19 protein-coding genes are annotated in these 15668 nt (G+C 69.6%); 9 read left to right on the top strand and 10 right to left on the bottom strand.

The genetic code is table 11. The features are described 5' to 3' along the window. Positions 1–2 precede the first annotated feature (2 nt). The 3 genes from FHR04_RS17990 to FHR04_RS17980 are packed head-to-tail and all read left to right on the top strand — an operon-like array spanning position 3 to position 3357. The gene (locus FHR04_RS17990) at positions 3–1136 is read left to right on the top strand and encodes a cysteine desulfurase family protein (protein WP_139404594.1); all 1134 of its coding nucleotides are present in this window, start codon (positions 3–5) and stop codon (positions 1134–1136) included. Further along, positions 1121–1735, top strand: a complete 615-nt coding sequence (locus FHR04_RS17985) for an HD domain-containing protein (RefSeq protein ID WP_249039203.1) — start codon at positions 1121–1123, stop codon at positions 1733–1735. The genes FHR04_RS17990 and FHR04_RS17985 overlap by 16 nt, the downstream gene beginning before the upstream one ends. A 35-nt stretch (positions 1736–1770) precedes the next feature. Next, positions 1771–3357 carry a GMC family oxidoreductase gene (locus FHR04_RS17980; RefSeq protein ID WP_139404593.1) on the top strand — a complete coding sequence of 529 codons (1587 nt, stop codon included), beginning with the start codon at positions 1771–1773 and terminating at the stop codon, positions 3355–3357. Positions 3358–3787: 430 nt separating this feature from the next. Here FHR04_RS17980 and FHR04_RS17975 read toward each other — a convergent pair whose 3' ends face one another. Beyond that, positions 3788–4648, bottom strand: a complete 861-nt coding sequence (locus FHR04_RS17975) for a GNAT family N-acetyltransferase (RefSeq protein ID WP_139404592.1) — start codon at positions 4646–4648, stop codon at positions 3788–3790. A gap of 398 nt (positions 4649–5046) precedes the next feature. Between FHR04_RS17975 and FHR04_RS17970 the strand changes: the two genes are divergently transcribed. After that, positions 5047–5616, top strand: coding sequence for a DUF4258 domain-containing protein (locus FHR04_RS17970; protein ID WP_139404618.1), 570 nt, complete (start codon positions 5047–5049; stop codon positions 5614–5616). Positions 5617–5673: 57 nt separating this feature from the next. Further along, positions 5674–6996: a tRNA uridine-5-carboxymethylaminomethyl(34) synthesis GTPase MnmE gene (gene mnmE, locus FHR04_RS17965; protein ID WP_139404591.1), complete on the top strand. Its 1323-nt coding sequence runs from the start codon at positions 5674–5676 to the stop codon at positions 6994–6996. Positions 6997–7020: 24 nt separating this feature from the next. On the opposite strand, the gene FHR04_RS17960 is transcribed toward mnmE, so the two are convergent. The 3 genes from FHR04_RS17960 to FHR04_RS17950 form a co-directional block, all read right to left on the bottom strand. After that, a complete protein-coding gene (locus tag FHR04_RS17960) occupies positions 7021–7512 on the bottom strand; it encodes a DUF4385 domain-containing protein (RefSeq protein WP_170214014.1) in 492 nt (163 codons plus the stop codon). Between the two features lie 71 nt (positions 7513–7583). Further along, complete coding sequence (locus tag FHR04_RS17955; RefSeq protein ID WP_039683597.1) at positions 7584–8225, bottom strand: Dps family protein; 642 nt, start codon at positions 8223–8225, stop codon at positions 7584–7586. Positions 8226–8271: 46 nt separating this feature from the next. After that, entirely contained in the window at positions 8272–9171 is a 900-nt protein-coding gene (locus FHR04_RS17950; protein WP_139404590.1) for an MBL fold metallo-hydrolase, read from the bottom strand. Between the two features lie 36 nt (positions 9172–9207). On the opposite strand from FHR04_RS17950, the gene FHR04_RS17945 reads away from it, so the two are divergent. Both FHR04_RS17945 and FHR04_RS17940 read left to right on the top strand, forming a co-directional pair. Beyond that, complete coding sequence (locus tag FHR04_RS17945; protein ID WP_139404589.1) at positions 9208–10194, top strand: threonine ammonia-lyase; 987 nt, start codon at positions 9208–9210, stop codon at positions 10192–10194. An 87-nt stretch (positions 10195–10281) separates the two neighbouring features. Beyond that, complete coding sequence (locus FHR04_RS17940; RefSeq protein ID WP_039683591.1) at positions 10282–11229, top strand: aldo/keto reductase family protein; 948 nt, start codon at positions 10282–10284, stop codon at positions 11227–11229. 66 nt (positions 11230–11295) lie between these two features. Here FHR04_RS17940 and FHR04_RS17935 read toward each other — a convergent pair whose 3' ends face one another. The 3 genes from FHR04_RS17935 to FHR04_RS17925 are packed head-to-tail and all read right to left on the bottom strand — an operon-like array spanning position 11296 to position 12683. Then, the gene (locus FHR04_RS17935; protein ID WP_052195320.1) at positions 11296–11823 is read right to left on the bottom strand and encodes a hypothetical protein; all 528 of its coding nucleotides are present in this window, start codon (positions 11821–11823) and stop codon (positions 11296–11298) included. Then, entirely contained in the window at positions 11810–12049 is a 240-nt protein-coding gene (locus tag FHR04_RS17930) for a hypothetical protein (RefSeq protein WP_039683589.1), read from the bottom strand. The genes FHR04_RS17935 and FHR04_RS17930 overlap by 14 nt, the downstream gene beginning before the upstream one ends. Before the next feature lie 10 nt (positions 12050–12059). After that, positions 12060–12683 carry a ParA family protein gene (locus tag FHR04_RS17925; protein WP_139404588.1) on the bottom strand — a complete coding sequence of 208 codons (624 nt, stop codon included), beginning with the start codon at positions 12681–12683 and terminating at the stop codon, positions 12060–12062. A 51-nt stretch (positions 12684–12734) separates the two neighbouring features. Here FHR04_RS17925 and FHR04_RS17920 point away from each other — a divergent pair, with 51 nt between their 5' ends. Both FHR04_RS17920 and FHR04_RS17915 read left to right on the top strand, forming a co-directional pair. Then, positions 12735–12968 carry a hypothetical protein gene (locus FHR04_RS17920; RefSeq protein WP_380089225.1) on the top strand — a complete coding sequence of 78 codons (234 nt, stop codon included), beginning with the start codon at positions 12735–12737 and terminating at the stop codon, positions 12966–12968. Positions 12969–13430: 462 nt separating this feature from the next. Beyond that, a complete protein-coding gene (locus FHR04_RS17915) occupies positions 13431–14276 on the top strand; it encodes a PIG-L deacetylase family protein (RefSeq protein WP_139404587.1) in 846 nt (281 codons plus the stop codon). 39 nt (positions 14277–14315) lie between these two features. Here the strand turns inward: FHR04_RS17915 and FHR04_RS17910 are convergent, their stop codons facing one another. From FHR04_RS17910 to FHR04_RS17900, 3 genes are read right to left on the bottom strand one after another with little or no spacing between them, the layout of a single operon-like run. Then, on the bottom strand, positions 14316–14903 hold the full coding sequence (locus FHR04_RS17910; protein WP_249039202.1) for a DJ-1/PfpI family protein: 588 nt from the start codon (positions 14901–14903) through the stop codon (positions 14316–14318). Next, positions 14900–15106, bottom strand: coding sequence for a hypothetical protein (locus FHR04_RS17905; RefSeq protein WP_039683580.1), 207 nt, complete (start codon positions 15104–15106; stop codon positions 14900–14902). The genes FHR04_RS17910 and FHR04_RS17905 overlap by 4 nt, the downstream gene beginning before the upstream one ends. Then, on the bottom strand, positions 15103–15492 hold the full coding sequence (locus tag FHR04_RS17900; RefSeq protein WP_139404586.1) for a DUF3208 domain-containing protein: 390 nt from the start codon (positions 15490–15492) through the stop codon (positions 15103–15105). The genes FHR04_RS17905 and FHR04_RS17900 overlap by 4 nt, the downstream gene beginning before the upstream one ends. Between the last annotated feature and the right edge of the window lie 176 nt (positions 15493–15668).

Here is a 15668-nt window from a genome sequence, read left to right as displayed (position 1 = left end):
CCATGATCTATCTGGACTACGCGGCGACCCATCCCATGACCGGCGAGGCTCTGGCCGCCTACGCGCAGGCGGCGGCCCTGCCGGGCAATCCGGCCAGCATCCACGCGGCGGGGCAGGCGGCCCGCGAGACGCTGGAGGAGGGCCGCGCCCGTGTCGCCGCCGCGTTCGGCGTGGACCCGCGCACCGTCGTGGCCAACAGCGGCGGCACCGAGGGCGACAACGCCGTGCTGCTGGGCGTGGCGCGGGCATGGCAGGAGGGGCATGGCGCACCCGGCCACCTGATCACCACGCCCACCGAACACTCCGCCGTGCTGGCCCCGGCCCGCTGGCTGGAAGCGCGCGGCTGGACGGTGTCGTGGCTGACCCCCGATGCCCACGGGCGCTACTCGCCGCAGGAGCTGGAACAGGTTTTGCGGCCCGACACCGCGCTGGTGTCCATCCATCACGCCAACAACGAGCTGGGCACCGTGCAGGACACCCCAGCGCTGGCCGCCCTGGCCGCCGCACAGGGGGTGCCCTACCACAGCGACGCGGTGCAGGCCCCCGGCGTGCTGCCGGTGAATCTGCCCGGCTGGGGCGTGACCTACGCCACCTTCAGCGCCCACAAGTGGGGCGGCCCGCGCGGTGTGGGCTTCGTGTACGTGCGGCGCGGTGCCGAGCTGCCTCCGGTCACCTTCGGCGGCGGGCAAGAGGGCGGAACCCGCCCCGGCACCCAGGACACGGCGGGCGTGTACGCGGCGGGCGTGGCCCTGAGCGCGGCGGAAGCGGAGCGTGAGACAACGTTCGCCCACCTGGGGCAGCTGCGCGAACGCTTCGTGCAGGCCGTCTCCAAGATTCCCGGCCTGCGCGTCAACCACCCGCCCGACGGCAGCCCCAAGGTCGCGTCGGTAACGCTGCCGGGAGCGGACGGCGAGGCGCTGCTGATGAACCTCGATCTGCTGGGGGTGGCAGCCAGCGCCGGCAGCGCGTGCAGCGCCGGAACCATGCAGCCCAGCCACGTGCTGAGCGCGGTCGGCCTGAGCGACGCCGACGCCCGCGCCAGCCTGCGCTTCAGCTTCGGGCGGGCCACCACCACCGACGAAATAGACCGGGCCGCCGCCGCCCTCAGGCAGGCCGCCGAGTGGAGCCGCACCTGAGCCTGCCGGACCACCAGACGGCCGAGCGGCTGCTGCAGGACGCCGCCGCACTGAATCCCGGCGCGTGGGTGGAGCATTCCCGGCATGTGGCCCTGGCGGCACGTTCCATCGCGCAGGCGCATCCCCGCCTTGATCCCGCGCGGGCCTACACGCTGGGCCTGCTGCATGACCTCGGGCGGCGCACCGGGCCGAACCGGGACCGCCACATTCTGGACGGTCACGACTTCCTGATGGAACTTGGCTATGCCGACGCGGCCCGCATCGCCCTGACGCACGCCTTCGTGATTCCTGAGCTGGACACCCTGCAGGGCGAGTGGGACGGCACGCTGGAGGAGTGGCGGCGACTAGACCACCTGATCGCCAGCGCCCGGCAGACCGACGAGGACCGATTGATTCAGCTGTGCGACATGCTGGGGCTGGCGGCGGGCTTTTGCACCGTCGAGGAGCGGCTGGTGGACATCGCCCTGCGCTACACCTTCAACGCCCGCACGCCCGACAAATGGCGGGCCAAGTTGACCCTGAAGGCCGACTTCGACCGCGAATGCGGCGTCAACATCTACCGGCTGCTGCCTGGCCTGACCGAACGCCTGCTGGCCTGAGGTCAATGGAAGCGCGGCTCTCTATACTCGGCGCAATGACAGCTCAGACACGGGAAAGGCGGGCAGATGTGGTGATCGTCGGGGCCGGATCGGGCGGCTGCGTGGCGGCGCGGCGGCTGCTGGACGCGGGACTGCAGGTGCTGCTGCTGGAGGCCGGGGGGCGCGACACCCATCCCTTCATCCGCGCTCCGGCGGGCTTTCCGCGCCTGTTTCGCTCGGCGGTGGACTGGAACTTCCAGACGGTGCCCCAGGCCTGCGCCGATGGCCGACGGTTCTACTGGCCGCGCGGCAAGGTGCTGGGCGGCAGCAGCGCCATCAACGCCACCATCTACATCCGTGGCTCAAAACGCGATTACGACGGCTGGGGCGAGGGCTGGACCTGGGAGGACGTGCTGCCCGCCTTCAAGGGCCTGGAGAACTTTCGCGGCGGGACCTCCGAGACGCGTGGAACCCACGGTGAATTGCCCGTCGGGGCGCGGGCGGCCTCCCACCCGCTGAGCGAGGCCTTCGTGACGGCGGCGGCGGTGGCCCTGCACGTTCCCGAGGCAACCACCTTCAACGACGGCACCCTGGAGGGCGCGGGCCTGCTGGAAAGCAACCACCTGCGCGGCGAACGCTACAGCGCCTTCCGGGCTTTCCTGAAACCGGTGCTCGGTCATCCCAACCTGACGGTCCTGACCGGGGCGCAGATGCTGGAACTGCTGTGGGACGGTCCCAGGACGGCGGGCGTGCGCTTTCGCTGGCAGGGCCGCACGCTGGACGCCCCGGCAGGCGGCGTGATCCTGGCGGCGGGCGCGGTGCAGACGCCGCAACTGCTGATGCTCTCGGGCGTGGGGCCGCGCGCCGAGCTGGAAAAACACGGCTTACAGGTTCGCCAACACCTGCCGGGCGTGGGCGCGGGCCTGCAGGACCACCTGGCCGTTCCGGTGATTTTCCGCTCCCATACGCCGTCGCTGGAGGCCCTGCCGGAAGCCCTGGCCCTGGCCCGCTACCTGCGGGACCGCAGCGGCCCGCTGTCCAGCAACATCGCCGAGGCCGCCGCCTTCGCCCACGCGCGCCCCGGCCTGGACCCGCAGACCGACGAGCCTGATCTGCAGTACCACTTCGGCCCCGCGTATTTCCGGGATCACGGCTTCAGCAAGGCGGCGGGGCATCACTTCAGTGTCGGTCCGGTGCTGGTGGACCCGCACAGCCGGGGGCGCATCACCCTGGCGTCAGCGGACGTGGCGGACGCGCCGCTGATCGATCCGCAGTACCTGAGCGACGAGCGCGACCTGCAGAGCCTGATCACCGGGGTGCGGCTGGCCCGCGAGATCGCCGATACGCCGCCGCTGCTGGCCCACCGCCAGGGAGAGGCGCTGCCCGGCGGCGGCATCCGCAGCGACGCGGCCATCGCCGCCCACATCCGGGCCGAATCGGCGACGCTGTATCACCCCGTCGGGACGGCGGCCCTGGGGGAAGGGCCGGACTCGGTGGTGGACCGGCGGCTGGCCGTGCACGGCACGCAGGGCCTGTGGGTGGCCGACGCCAGCGTCATGCCGCGCATCATTCACGCCAACACCAACGCCACGGCGATGATGATCGGCGCGCGGGCGGCGGAGTTCGTGGCGCAAGGGCTGTAAAGCTCAGCCGTGGAATGGGAGCGTCAATCAGAGGAGTGGCTGGGCCTTACACTCAACGGATTCAGTTGATCTCGAAAAAGTTCATGAGGGTCCATCTCAATGTGCGTCGGCTCAGCCAGGACCTGACGCGCGCTCAGCCTGCTCTTGAGCTGTGGCAGCGGGCGGGCCATGGGGTCAGCCGCTTCATGGATCTGATACGGATTCCGATTGAAAGGTGTTGAAAACACCTGGAAATCCGAGCGAAGCGAGAATGAGGAAAACGGGTTCCGGACGTGGAGTGTAGAGATCGGAGCTGTCCCGATGTCTACACGAAACAAACGGAATCCGTATGAGGTGTCCCCTGCGGCGCGCACTGAATCCGAAGTTTCAACCTCTCGACGCGCCCGGATACGGCGGTCAGCTCGGAAGCATCTGACCCAGCCACAGCTCTCTACGCCTCTTCCTCACCCTCCAGCAGGTAGGTCACGATGCTGCGGCAGTGGGTGAAGCCCATGCGGGCGTACAGGGCGCGGGCGGAATGCAGGTGGTCGTGCGCCCGCACGCGCAGGGTGCGCAGCTCTGGGCGGGTCTGGGCCTCGGCGGCGGCCAGGGCCAGCAGCACACGCCCCAGACCCTGACCGCGCTCGGCGGGATGCACCGCCAGATACGTCACGTCGGCGCGGGCGTCGTCGGGGCTGAATTCCAGCTCGGTGAACCCCACCGGGTGGTCCCCATGCCACAGCGCGACCAGCGCCACCGTGTCGTCGGCAAAGTGCGCGGCGTACTGCTCGGGGGTCCAGTCCAGGCGCCCGGCCCAGGCGTCCTCGGCGGCGCGGTACAGGGCGCGGTACTCGGCGACCGGCAGGCGGTCCGTGGTCCGGTACCCGTCGGGCACGCGGGCATGGCGGGCCACCCGGTCCAGCGGGGCCGAGTAGAACGCCGTGCTGTGCAGCGGCGCGAAGCCCACCTCCTCCAGCGCGGCACGCACCGGCAGGTTGTCGCGGGCGCTGAAGGCGTAGACCGGCTGGCCGTCGGTGTGCTGGGCCGCGCGCGCCAGCAGTGCGCCCACCGGACCCCCCTCGCTGATGGGGCCTTCCAGCACCAGCCCGTCGCGGAAGGGCGACAGCGCGCAGTACGCACGCACGCCGTCGCCGTCCTCCTCGACCAGGCACAGCCCGTCCTCGCATTCCAGATGCAGTTCGCGCGGATCGCGGGAGTCGGGGGCGAAGACCTCACGCTCCGGGGCCGCGTCCATCCAGTGCAGCAGCGAGAGGACGTCGGGGATGTCGGTGGCCTGCATGGAACGGATCATGGTGGTGTCCTCCAGCGGGAAATTACGGTGCGACGTGCGGCGGGGTCAGTTCTATCTCCCAGCCTATGAGCAACCGGTCGGCGCTGTCTGCCCAGCGCGTCACGCCGTTTTTTGCCGCACTGTGCTATATTGCCGCCATGCCCTGAACAGGGTACGACGCCTGCCTCCCCACCGACACGAAGCCGTGTCTGAGGGGCCTTTTCTTTTTAAGGGGCAGGTCAGGTGGTGGCCCGGAACAGAAGAACAGGTGCGGGGAGGCGGGGACCGTTTTTTCGGAGGTGTTCGCCGTGACCAAACAGTCCAGCAAACCGCTTGGGATCAACCACACCCGCCAGGGGGGGCGCCGCAACGCACCCGCAGCGGCGCCCCCCCGTCCGCCGGCCGCGCCGCTGGCCGAGGTGCAGACCGGGACCGACCTGCTGGCCCTGCGTGCCCAGCTGTCGCGGGCTGAGAAGGCCGCCCGCCGCGCCCCCACGCCGCCCGTCCGCGCCGTGCGCCCCGCGCCGGTCAAGCCGCAGCGCGAGGCTGAACTGGCCGGTGTCGCCACCGACGAGTTCAGCCTGGCCCGGGCCCACGCCCGCCTGCGCGACGCCGTCTACGACACGCGTTATCACGTGTGCCCGCACGCCATCGGGCACGCCCGCGCCGAGGGCTTTTTGGAACACGACATCATCAATGTCCTGCTGAGCGGGCGGGTGCGCGCCGTGTACCCGGAAGACCGGCGCTGGCTGGTCTGCGGCACCTTCGAGGCCTGTGGCGTGGCGCTGCCGCTGCACGTGGTGGTGCAGTACTACCGCGACGGCCATCTGGACATCGTGACCGCCTTTGTGCCCAAGCACCCGCACCACATCATCAGCCGCGCCCGGCTGGCCGTGATGCTGCGCTACGACGACCAGCAGATCCGGGCGCACACCAGCACGCCGGGCGCCAAGGCCGGCACGCGCGGGCGGGGGCGCTGGAAACGCTGAGCGGTTGGTGAGCTTCGGCGCCCTGACCCACCCCGCCCGCCTGCTACCCTTGGCCCCGTGACCCGTTCTGGCCTGTCCGACACCATCGCCGCCATCGCCACGGCCCCCGGCAGCGCGGGCGTGGGCATCGTGCGGGTCAGCGGACCGCAGGCGCTGGGGGTGGCCGATGGCATTTTCCGTGGTCAGCGCACACCTTCGGCGACGGGAGGTGGGCGCTTTCTCTTCGGGACGCTGGTCGCGGAGGGCGGCGAGGTGCTGGACGAGGGGCTGTGTCTGGTGTTCCGTGGCCCGCGCAGCTATACCGGCGAGGACGTGGTGGAACTGCAGTCGCACGGCAGCCCGGCGGTGCTGGCCCGCGTGCTGGCCCGGACGCTGGAGCTGGGGGCACGCCCCGCCCGCCCCGGCGAATTCACGCTGCGGGCGTACCTGGCGGGCCGACTGGACCTGGCCCAGGCCGAGGCCGTGTTGGGACTGGTGGAGGCGCAAACCGACGCGGCGCGGCGTCAGGCCAGCCTGGGCCTGTCGGGGGCGCTGGGCGCGCGGGTGGCGCGGGTGGCGGGGGGACTGATCCGTGCGCTGGCCGCCATTCAGGCCATGCTGGACTACCCGGAAGAAGGCGTACCGGATGAGGACCGCGCCGAACCGCTCGGGCAGGCGCAGGCCGAACTGGAGGCGCTGCTGGCCAGCGCCCGCGCCGGGCAGGTCAGCACACGCGGCGCGCGGCTGGCACTGATCGGGCGGCCCAACGCGGGCAAGAGCAGTCTGCTGAACGCCCTGGTGGGCTTCGAGCGCAGCATCGTGACGCCCACCGCCGGCACCACCCGCGATTACCTGGAAGCGGGCCTGGAACTGGCCGGGGTGCCGGTCACGCTGGTGGACACGGCCGGGCTGCGCGAGACCGTGGACGAGATCGAGGCGGCGGGCGTCAGGCAGGCCCGCGCGCTGGCCGAGGCCGCCGATCTGGTGCTGGTCCTGGAAGACGGCAGCGCCGCGCGCGAAGAATTGCCGCTGGACGTGACCGGGACGCCCGCGCGCCTGATCCGGCTCAGGACCAAGGCCGATCTGCCCGCCGCCTGGACGGACCCGGCGGTGCTGGACGTGAGCGCCGTGACTGGCGAGGGCCTGCCCCGGCTGCGCGAGGCCGTGCGCGCGGCCTTGCTGGGCGACGCGGCGCGCGGCGAGGCGTGGCTGACCACCGAGCGGCAGGCGGACGCGGCGCGGCGGGCACTTGGGCATGTGGGGGCTGCCCAGACCCTCCCCGACGATTTGGCCGGCTACGAGTTGGAAGAGGCCCTGCGCGCCCTGGCCGAGATCACCGGGCAGGACGTGCAGGAAGACGTGGTGGACGCAGTGTTTCGCAATTTTTGCGTCGGCAAGTAGGGCGCGGGCGAGTGACGGGCGGAGTCAGCCGTATTTCGCGCGGTGTTCTTTTTTCATGCGCGCGTAGTCCTCGTTGGCTTCCGCCTCGTCCCATTTCGCCTTGAAGATGCGGGCGGACTCGGCCTTTACAGGGTTCTCGGGCTGGCGGGGCAATTCGGCGCGTCCGTGCGCGCCGCTCTGGCCCTTCTTGTCCTCAGGAACGGGGCCAGCGTACTTCTTGCCGCCCTTGTGGTTGGCGTAGCGGCGGGCGCGGGTAAAGCCCATCTGCAAGAACTTGCGGGCCATGTCCGCGCCCACAAAATCGCCGTCTTTCAGGTAGTCCTCGAACATGGAAAAGATGGCCTCGCTGCTCTCGCGGGCCGCGTCCGGCGTGGCGAAGCGCCAGTGGGGCAGGATCTCGCCCTTGTACGGCTGCACCAGCAGCACGCCCTGCTCGCCCCGGCCCACGCGGTACAGCTCCGGGTGGGCCCGCAGGTCAAGGTCCGCGTAGTTCAGGTCATAGTCGAATTTGGGCACTCGTTCGCCTCCAGAGAATGACAAAATGGGCCGCCCAAACGCTCTGGCGGCCCATCTGCTTGCTCAACACCTCAGTTCAGGCGGTCATCGTCCATGATGGCCTGGAGCATCCAGCGGATCATGTCGGTAGTTGCGGCATAACCGTTGTACATGTCCGAGGTGGCCGGATCGTTGGCCTCGTCGACTGCTTGGCTGTCGTCGCGGTAGGCCTTGGACACGCGGGTCAGGTCGCTGACCAGATCGGCCACCTGGGCGCGGGCGTCACGGACCGTCTCGGTGGGCACCTTGACCACGCTGAACCGCTCCAGATCGCTGGGCGCCGCGATGGGGCTGCCGCCCAGGGCCACCAGACGCTCGGCCTGCTCGTCGATGCTGGGAAAGATCTTCTCGATGAACTCGTCGTAGGCCAGGTGCAGGTCGCGGAAGAAGCGGCCCCGGATGTCCCAGTGGTACTTCTTGAATTTCAGGTACAGCGAGATGGTGGTGGCCAGGTTGCGCTGCAGCGTCTCGGACACCGTGTCGAACTCGCTCTCCGTCAGGTAGTTATGGTCCACCAGCGCGTTGAACGGGGTGTCCAGGTGGGCCGCGTCGGCCTTGGCCTCGCCGCCGGGCGTGGCACCGGGCTTGGCAGCCTTCGCCTTACTCGCCTGGTCTGCGGCGCTTTTGCTGGCCTTGCTGGGCGTGGAGGGATCGGCCTTGCTCTTCTTGGTCATGCCCCACGCTACCCCCGCGTCCAACCGCCGGGCCATGTGGATTCCTTTACGCTTGTGTTCCGAAGATGAGTTTGTTGCCCGTCACCTTCATGTGGACCCGGTCTGTTTCCAGCAGTTCGGTCAGGTGGGCACTGACGACGGCGCGATTCAGGACCACGGCCCCGGCGTTGGTCATGGTAACGTCCAGAGAGTCGCAGACGCGGGCCAGCAGTTCGTCGATGCTGGCCGCGCCCGCGTCCACCGCCGCCAGCACCGCTGCGGTCGTGCGCTCGTAGGCGGCCAGATTGACGGCCACCAGCCCCGCCAGGTCATCCGTGGGATCGCCGTGACCCGGTAGCACGGTGCGCACCCCCTCCAGCTCGGCCAGCTTCGCCGCGCTGGCCTTCTGCAACCCCGAGTCGGCGCAGAAGGTCAGCGGGTGCTTGCTCAGGGCGTCGGGGCCAAACAGGGCGTCGGCGGCGTAGAGAACCTCGCCCACGCGCACGGCGTACATCAGGGAGGCGTGCCCGGCCACCTCGATCAGCTCGAGGTCGGCCCCGCCCATGCGGCACAGCCCCGGTTCGGGCGCCAGACGGGCCGGACTGGGCGGCGCCAGCAGAAACTTGCCCTGCAACTCGCGCGGCGGGCGGGCGCCGAACAGCGTGAGCGGCTCCAGAATCGGATGGGTGATGACCGCGTCTTCCAGCGGTGGGGCAAAGATCTTCAGCTCCGGAAAGCGCTTGAGGATAAACGCATTGCCGCCGTGATGATCGGCGTGACTGTGGGTGTTCAGAATGCCGCTGGGCACCAGGCCCGCCTCCGCCACCGCCCGCAGCAGCTTGCGCGCGTGCGAGTCATCCAGGCCGGTGTCGACCAGCAGCGCGTCCGTTTCCCGGCCCACCACCACGAAGCTGTTGACCGCGCCGGGGAAATAGAAGATGCCGGGGGCCAGGGCAATCAGGGACATGGCAGACAGGGTAGCGTGGAGGCCGGAGGCACACCCATGACCCCTGAACCCGCCCCCCCTGAATCCGCAGTCCTCGTGACCCTGGCCGACATTCAGGCCGCCCGGACCCGCCTGAGGGACTGGCTGGGCCGCACGCCGCTGGTCCCCTTTCCGGACACGAACCTGTGGCTCAAGGCCGAGAACCTGCAGCCCACCGGCGCGTTCAAGCTGCGCGGGGCGTTCAACAAGCTGCTGTCGTTGACCCCGGAGCAGCGCGAACGGGGCGTCGTGGCGCATTCCAGCGGCAACCACGCCGGGGCGGTGGCCTACGCGGCGCGGGCGCTGGGCCTCCGGGCGGTGGTGGTCATGCCGGCCGGCGCGCCGCAGACCAAGCTGGCGGCCACCCGCGCGTGCGGCGCGGAAATCGTGCTGGTGGGCAACGCCAGCGAGGAACGGGCGGCGAAGGCCGCCGAGCTGGCCCAGGCACGCGGGCTGACCCCGGTGCCGCCCTACGACGACCCGCACATCATCGCCGGGGCCGGGACGGTGGGCCTGGAACTGCTGGAGGACTGCCCTGACGTGGGCACGGTGCTGGTGCCGGTCAGCGGCGGCGGCCTGATCTCGGGGGTGGCGACAGCCATCAAGGCGCTGCGTCCGGACGTGCGCGTGATCGGCGTGGAACCCGAACTGGCCGCGGACGCCCAGGCCAGCCTGCGGGCCGGGCAGCGGGTGGCGTGGCCCGCCGACGAGGTGGCCCGCACCCTGGCCGACGGCCTGCGCGTCACGACGCTGGGCGAGCTGACCTGGGCGCACATCCGCGCCCACGTGGACGACATCGTGACCGTGAGCGAGGCGCAGATGCGGCGGGCGGTACGCGACACGGCCCTGCACGCCCGGCTGGTGGCCGAACCCAGCGGCGCGGTGACGGTGGCCGCAGCCTTATACGGCGGGCACCGACTCCCCCCCGGCCCGGTGGTGGCGGTGGTCAGCGGCGGCAATCTGGACGCGGCGACGCTGGTGGAATTGCTGGCCGCAGACCGCTGACGCCGGCACGCAGACTGGCCTCGCCGACCCTTCACCGAACTTTGAACTTGACCAACCATCATGCTTTAAGAGTTAAAGTAACCCCCTATGGAATACCGCAATCTGGGCAGGAGTGGACTGAAAGTCAGTGAAGTCGCGCTGGGCGGCTGGGAAACCTACGGCATGGGCGTCGACGACCAGAAGATGGTCCGCGACATCGTGACCGCCGCTTACGACGGTGGCGTGAACTTCTTCGATCAGGCCGACATCTATGCGCGGGGCCGCAGCGAGGAACTGATGGGCGCGGTCCTGAAGGAACTGCCCCGGCACACGCTGGTGATGTCCAGCAAGGTGTTCTGGCCCATGAGCGACGACGTGAACGACCGCGGCCTGAGCCGCAAGCACGTGCTGGAAAGCATCGACAAGACCCTGAAGCGGCTGGAGACCGACTATCTGGACATCTACTTCGCGCACCGTTACGACCCCGACGTGCCGATGGAAGAGATCGTGATGGCCTTCGATCAGGTCGTGCGCGACGGCAAGGCGCTGTACTGGGGCACCTCGATGTGGCCTGCCGCCCGCATCGCACAGGCGGTGGAATTCGCGCGGGCCAACGGGCTGCACGGCCCCGTGACCGAACAGCCGGAATACTCGATGCTGCGCCGCGAGCGCGTGGAAAAGGAAATCCTGCCCTACACGGCGGGCGCGGGCATCGGCCTGGTGGTCTGGAGTCCGCTGGCGATGGGCCTGCTGACCGGCAAGTACGACGACGGCAAGCCCGAGGGCGCCCGCCTGACCGAGAAGGAAAACTGGGGCAAGAACTTCCTGACCGAGGAGAACATCCAGAAGGTGCGGGACCTGAAGCCGATTGCCGACGATCTGGGCATCACGCGGGCACAGCTGGCGCTGGCGTGGCTGCTGCGCCAGCCGGGGGTCAGCAGCGTGATCACCGGGGCCACCAAGGTCAGCCAGATTCAGGACACCGTGAAAGCGGGCGGCGTGCGCCTGAGCGACGACGTGCAGCAGAAGATCGAGGACATTCTGAACCCGGCGTAAGCGAAAAAAATCCCTGCCGGCCCTCTCCTGCGCGGAGGGGGCTTTCTGGTGCGGTCAGGCGGAGGTTCAGCGCACGTCGTCCCACAACGCCAGCGTCGTGCCCACGATCACCGAGGCCAGCGCCAGGAAAAAGACCACCCGGCCCAGCGGCCCGGCCAGAGTCAGCGCGTCCCAGCTGACCAGCAGTTGCCACCAGTCATGGGTGTCGGGATCCCCCGTGATCAGGTCCAGGGTGCGGGTGGGCGCGTCGCGGATGTAGGCCGAGACCCCCGCAAAGGACTGCCCCAGCCACAGCGTCACGATGCCCGCCGCGTAGCGGTCCCCACGCCGCAGGAAAGCGGCGATACAGGCGGCAGGAATCAACAACTGAAACACGCTGCCGCCCAGCAAGGTGACGGTCTCCCCCGCCCCCATCAGCAGGACGTGACCCGCCTCGTGGAAGATCAGGTTGACCAGATCAAGCGGGTGGTTCTGGAGGGGATGCAGGACGCCAGGGACAATGAAGACCAGGGCCAGGGCCAGCCCCGCAATGCGCGCCGCCCGGCGCTGAAGCGGCGTCAGGTGCCTGGCCCCCTGCACTTCAGGCCCGGTCACGCAGCCACGCCAGCAGCAGGTCTTCTACCAGTTCGCTGACGCTCTCGGCAGGATCGCCGTCGTTCCTGACTTCGCGCCACACGGCCCGCAGTGTTTCCTTGCGGATGTAGACGATTTCCACGCGTTCGCCGGATTCACCCTTGGGGCGGCCCTCGGGGGCGGCCTCGCGGCGTTTGCTCCTGCTCCCCTTCTTCGGTTGGCGGTCCAGGTAGTCGAAGCGGCCCATCAGGCGGTCCTCACAGCAGTTCCCGCGAGAGGGCCAGGATGTCGGCCCAGGCCACTCGGGCGCGGGCATCCCGCACGTCGCGGGCCAGCGTGCCCGATTCGGCGGCCTTCTGGTAGGCGGCGTACTGGCGCACCAGCGTGTTGCAGACGGTCAGGCCCTCGTCGCGCAGGTTCTCGCGGGCGTCCTCCCCGGCGCGGCCCACCGGCGGCACGCGGGTCAGCACGATGCGGGCTTTGCGGCCCCCAGCCGAACCGACGCCCTCGCCGGTCAGAAAGTCCAGCAACTCGCGGGTGGAGTCCAGTTCCAGCGCACTCACGCCGGACGGCACCAGGATCAGGTCTGCCCGCTCCGAGAGGCGGCGCAGTTCCTTGCGCTTCGGGCGCCCCTCGGTGTCGATCACGGCGACGTCAGCCGCCGCCAGTCGCTTCGGTTTCACGTCGTCCGGGGCCAGCACGGGCAAACCCAGTCCATCCTCCGCACGCGCTGCCCAGCGCAGGCTGCTGCCCACGCGCCCGTCCTCGTCGATCAGCACGGTGGCCAGGCCGCGCTCGGCAAACGCCCCCGCCAGATGGACCGCCAGCGTACTCTTGCCCACGCCTCCCTTCTCGGACGTGATGGCAAGGACGCGGGGCATGGCCGGAGCGTAGCAGACGGGCCGGGGAATTGCGTCAGGCATGATGGGGGCATGGACATGGACACTGAACGTCTGGACACGCTGATGGCCGCCGAGGTGTACTGGACGGCGCTGGCGATGAAACAGCAGGGCAGCCGCTTTTACCGCGCCATCGGCGAGGCATTGGAGGCCGCCGACGTGCCCAACCGCCGCCTGATCTATCAGACCTGGCCGGACGCCGTATGGGACTTCTACCTGCGCGGTCTGCGCCTGGAAGCCGGGGAATCCTCACCGTCCTGGGGCTGAGGGTCCGGCTGATAGAGGGCGGCGGAAAACGCCGTGCGAATCAGCGTGCCCGGGGTCCGGAGGGGGCCGCTGGGACGATTCTCCTGCACGCGCCGCCGCTGCCCGGCTTTTCTGGCCTGCGCCTCCCGCTCGGTGCCGCCGTCCGGCTGACCGACCACGCCCAGAAACAGGGCACGGAACACGGCGTACAGCGAACTGAGGACGTTTCGCACCCTCAGCCTCGGCCCTGCCCGTTGGGCCGACGCTGGAGCTGTCCTCTGGCCTGCCGCCCACCAGCACAGGCGAGGAATGTTCTGGCGTCCATGCCCGGATCAAGGCCGTTCCTGAACATCGCTCTCCAAGCGGAGGTCCACAGCAGCCGGGGCGGCCCGCCTGGGCGGCGCACGCCTGATTCTGCGAAGGGCTTCATCTTCTGTCTTACGCGCTGGGGGCCTTGCGCGTTCCCGCACTAGACTCCGGAGCATGAGCGACCCATACGATTCTTCCTCCAAACCCACTCTTATGGCCGTCTTTGCCCACCCCGACGACGAGGCGTTCTCCGTGGGCGGCACGCTGACGCATTACGCGCGCCGGGGCGTGCGCGTGCAACTGGTCTGCGCCAACCGGGGCGAGGCCGGCAAGATCACCGTGCCGGGCATGACCGTGGCCGACCTGGGCCAGCAGCGCGAGCAGGAACTGCGCGAGGCGTGCCGGGCGCTGGAAATACCCGAACCCATCTTTCTGGATTATCATGACTCGGGCCGCTACGAGCGCACCCGCCACGACGATCCGCTGGCGATGATGAACGTCACGCCGCTGGACATCGAGGTCAAGTTGCGCGCCGTCATTGCCGAATACCAGCCGCAGGTGCTGGTGACCTTCGATCCGCACGGTGGGTACGGCCACATCGATCACCTGCAGATCAACCGGGCCGCCACCGCCGCCTTTTTCAGCACGGGCGTGCTGCCCTACGGCGGGCCGCAGCGGCTGTACTTCACGGCGCTGAACGTGGAGGCCGCCAGAGGGCTGTCGCGCATGGGCCAGGATCTGGACCCGGAGATTTACGGGGTCTCGGAAAACACCGTGGCGGTCCGCATGGACGTCAGTCCCTACCGTGAGAACAAGAAGGCCGCGCTGGCCGCCCACGGCACCCAGATGGGGCCGAACAGTCGCCTGGGCCAGATGTCGCAGGAGGAGCGCGACGAGATGGAAACCCGCATGCTGGGGTCCGAGAATTTCAGCATCGGCGGCACGCGCACACCGATTAAGAACTGGCCGCTCAGGGGGCTGTTCGACGGCGTGGCAGGGGGAGAAGGTTTAGACGACTGACCCCGTCAGACGCGGTGGCTCCGTTGCGCGGATCGGCGCCTACAACGTGCCCAGCCGCCGCGCCGCATCGGCCGCCGCTTCCGCACCCCAGACGGCGGCGGCGACGTGCAGGGCAGCGTGCAGGGCCGGAAAGCCGCCCGGCGTGGTGCAGAGGTTCGCGTCGGTCCAGACCTCGCCTGCATGCACGTCGCCCGCGCCGTGGCCCCACAGGGTGTCGGCCAGGTCTGCCGACCCACCTACCTCGCGCCCGGACAGCAGGCCCGCCTCGCCCAGCAGCAGCAGACCGCTGCCGCTTGCGCCGGTGGGCAGGGTGGCATGGGCCGAGAGAAAGGTTTTCAGCAGTGGATCGCGGGCCGCCTTCAGGGCGCCGGGGCCGCCGGGCAGCAGCAGGGCCGCCGGTTCCGGCAGGGCGGCGTACAGCACGTGCGGCGTGCTGACCAGGCCCCCGGCGGTCACGATGCTGGCGCGCGAGCGGTTGACCGTGACCGACGCGCCCTCGCCGCCACACAACCGGCAGACCGTGACCATGAGGCCCAGTTCCAGCTCGCTGACGCCCGCGTAAACGGGAATGGCGACGATGGGGCCGCCCGTCTCCTGCTCTGCGGACTGCGCCTCGGAGTCACTCACGGCGAAGTGGCGGGGGCCAGGGACCGCAGCCGGTACTCGCGGCGGGCCAGGGGCGGGGCAACCTGACCGTCCTCCATCAGCGCGTCGGCCGCGTCTTCCGACAGGCGCTCGATGCGCAGCAGGTAGGCGCGCAGACTGGCCGGGCCATCGAAACGGCGGGGGTGGGTGTCCCCCTCGGTCAGCAGATCGAGCCAGCCGATCACAGCTCTCTCAGATCCTCCCAGAGTTGCCAGCCCACGCCCTCCGGGGTGCCGTCCAGCAACGGTCCCAGGGCCTGCGAGGCGGCGCTGGCGTCCTCGTGAAGCTCGGTGTTGTCGGGGCGCTCGTCGTACACCCTCAGCACCGTGAACTGGTAGAAGACCTGGGAGGCGGTGGGTTCGCCGTTCTCGAAAAAGGCAAACGGCGGATTGACCGTGTCCCACAGCACATGGGCGCTTTCCTGCTCGGCCAGGCCGGGGGGCGTGGGCAGGTCCAGCTCACGCGGCAGGAAATGCTCCAGATCGATGTCGGCGTCCTGGGCGTGCCAGATGTAGCCTTGCAGCAGACGGATAGCGGCGCGGCCTCCGGCCTGCGGTTCGGTGGGACTCACGCCCCACAGCATACCTGCTCGGCGCGCGAGCGGGGGCTTATGGCGCAGGCCTCTGTACCGGACATCTTAGCTTCAAGCCGCTCCTGATGCGTGAAACGGCGTGCTCAGTAGCCTGACCAACTCAGGTAACTCGGGCAGGTTCCACCGCAGCGCATGGCACAGCTGTTCCGCGCCAT

It is taken from the genome of Deinococcus radiopugnans ATCC 19172 (assembly GCF_006335125.1).
Classification (GTDB): domain Bacteria; phylum Deinococcota; class Deinococci; order Deinococcales; family Deinococcaceae; genus Deinococcus; species Deinococcus radiopugnans.
This window is presented reverse-complemented; position numbering and strand designations above follow the sequence as displayed.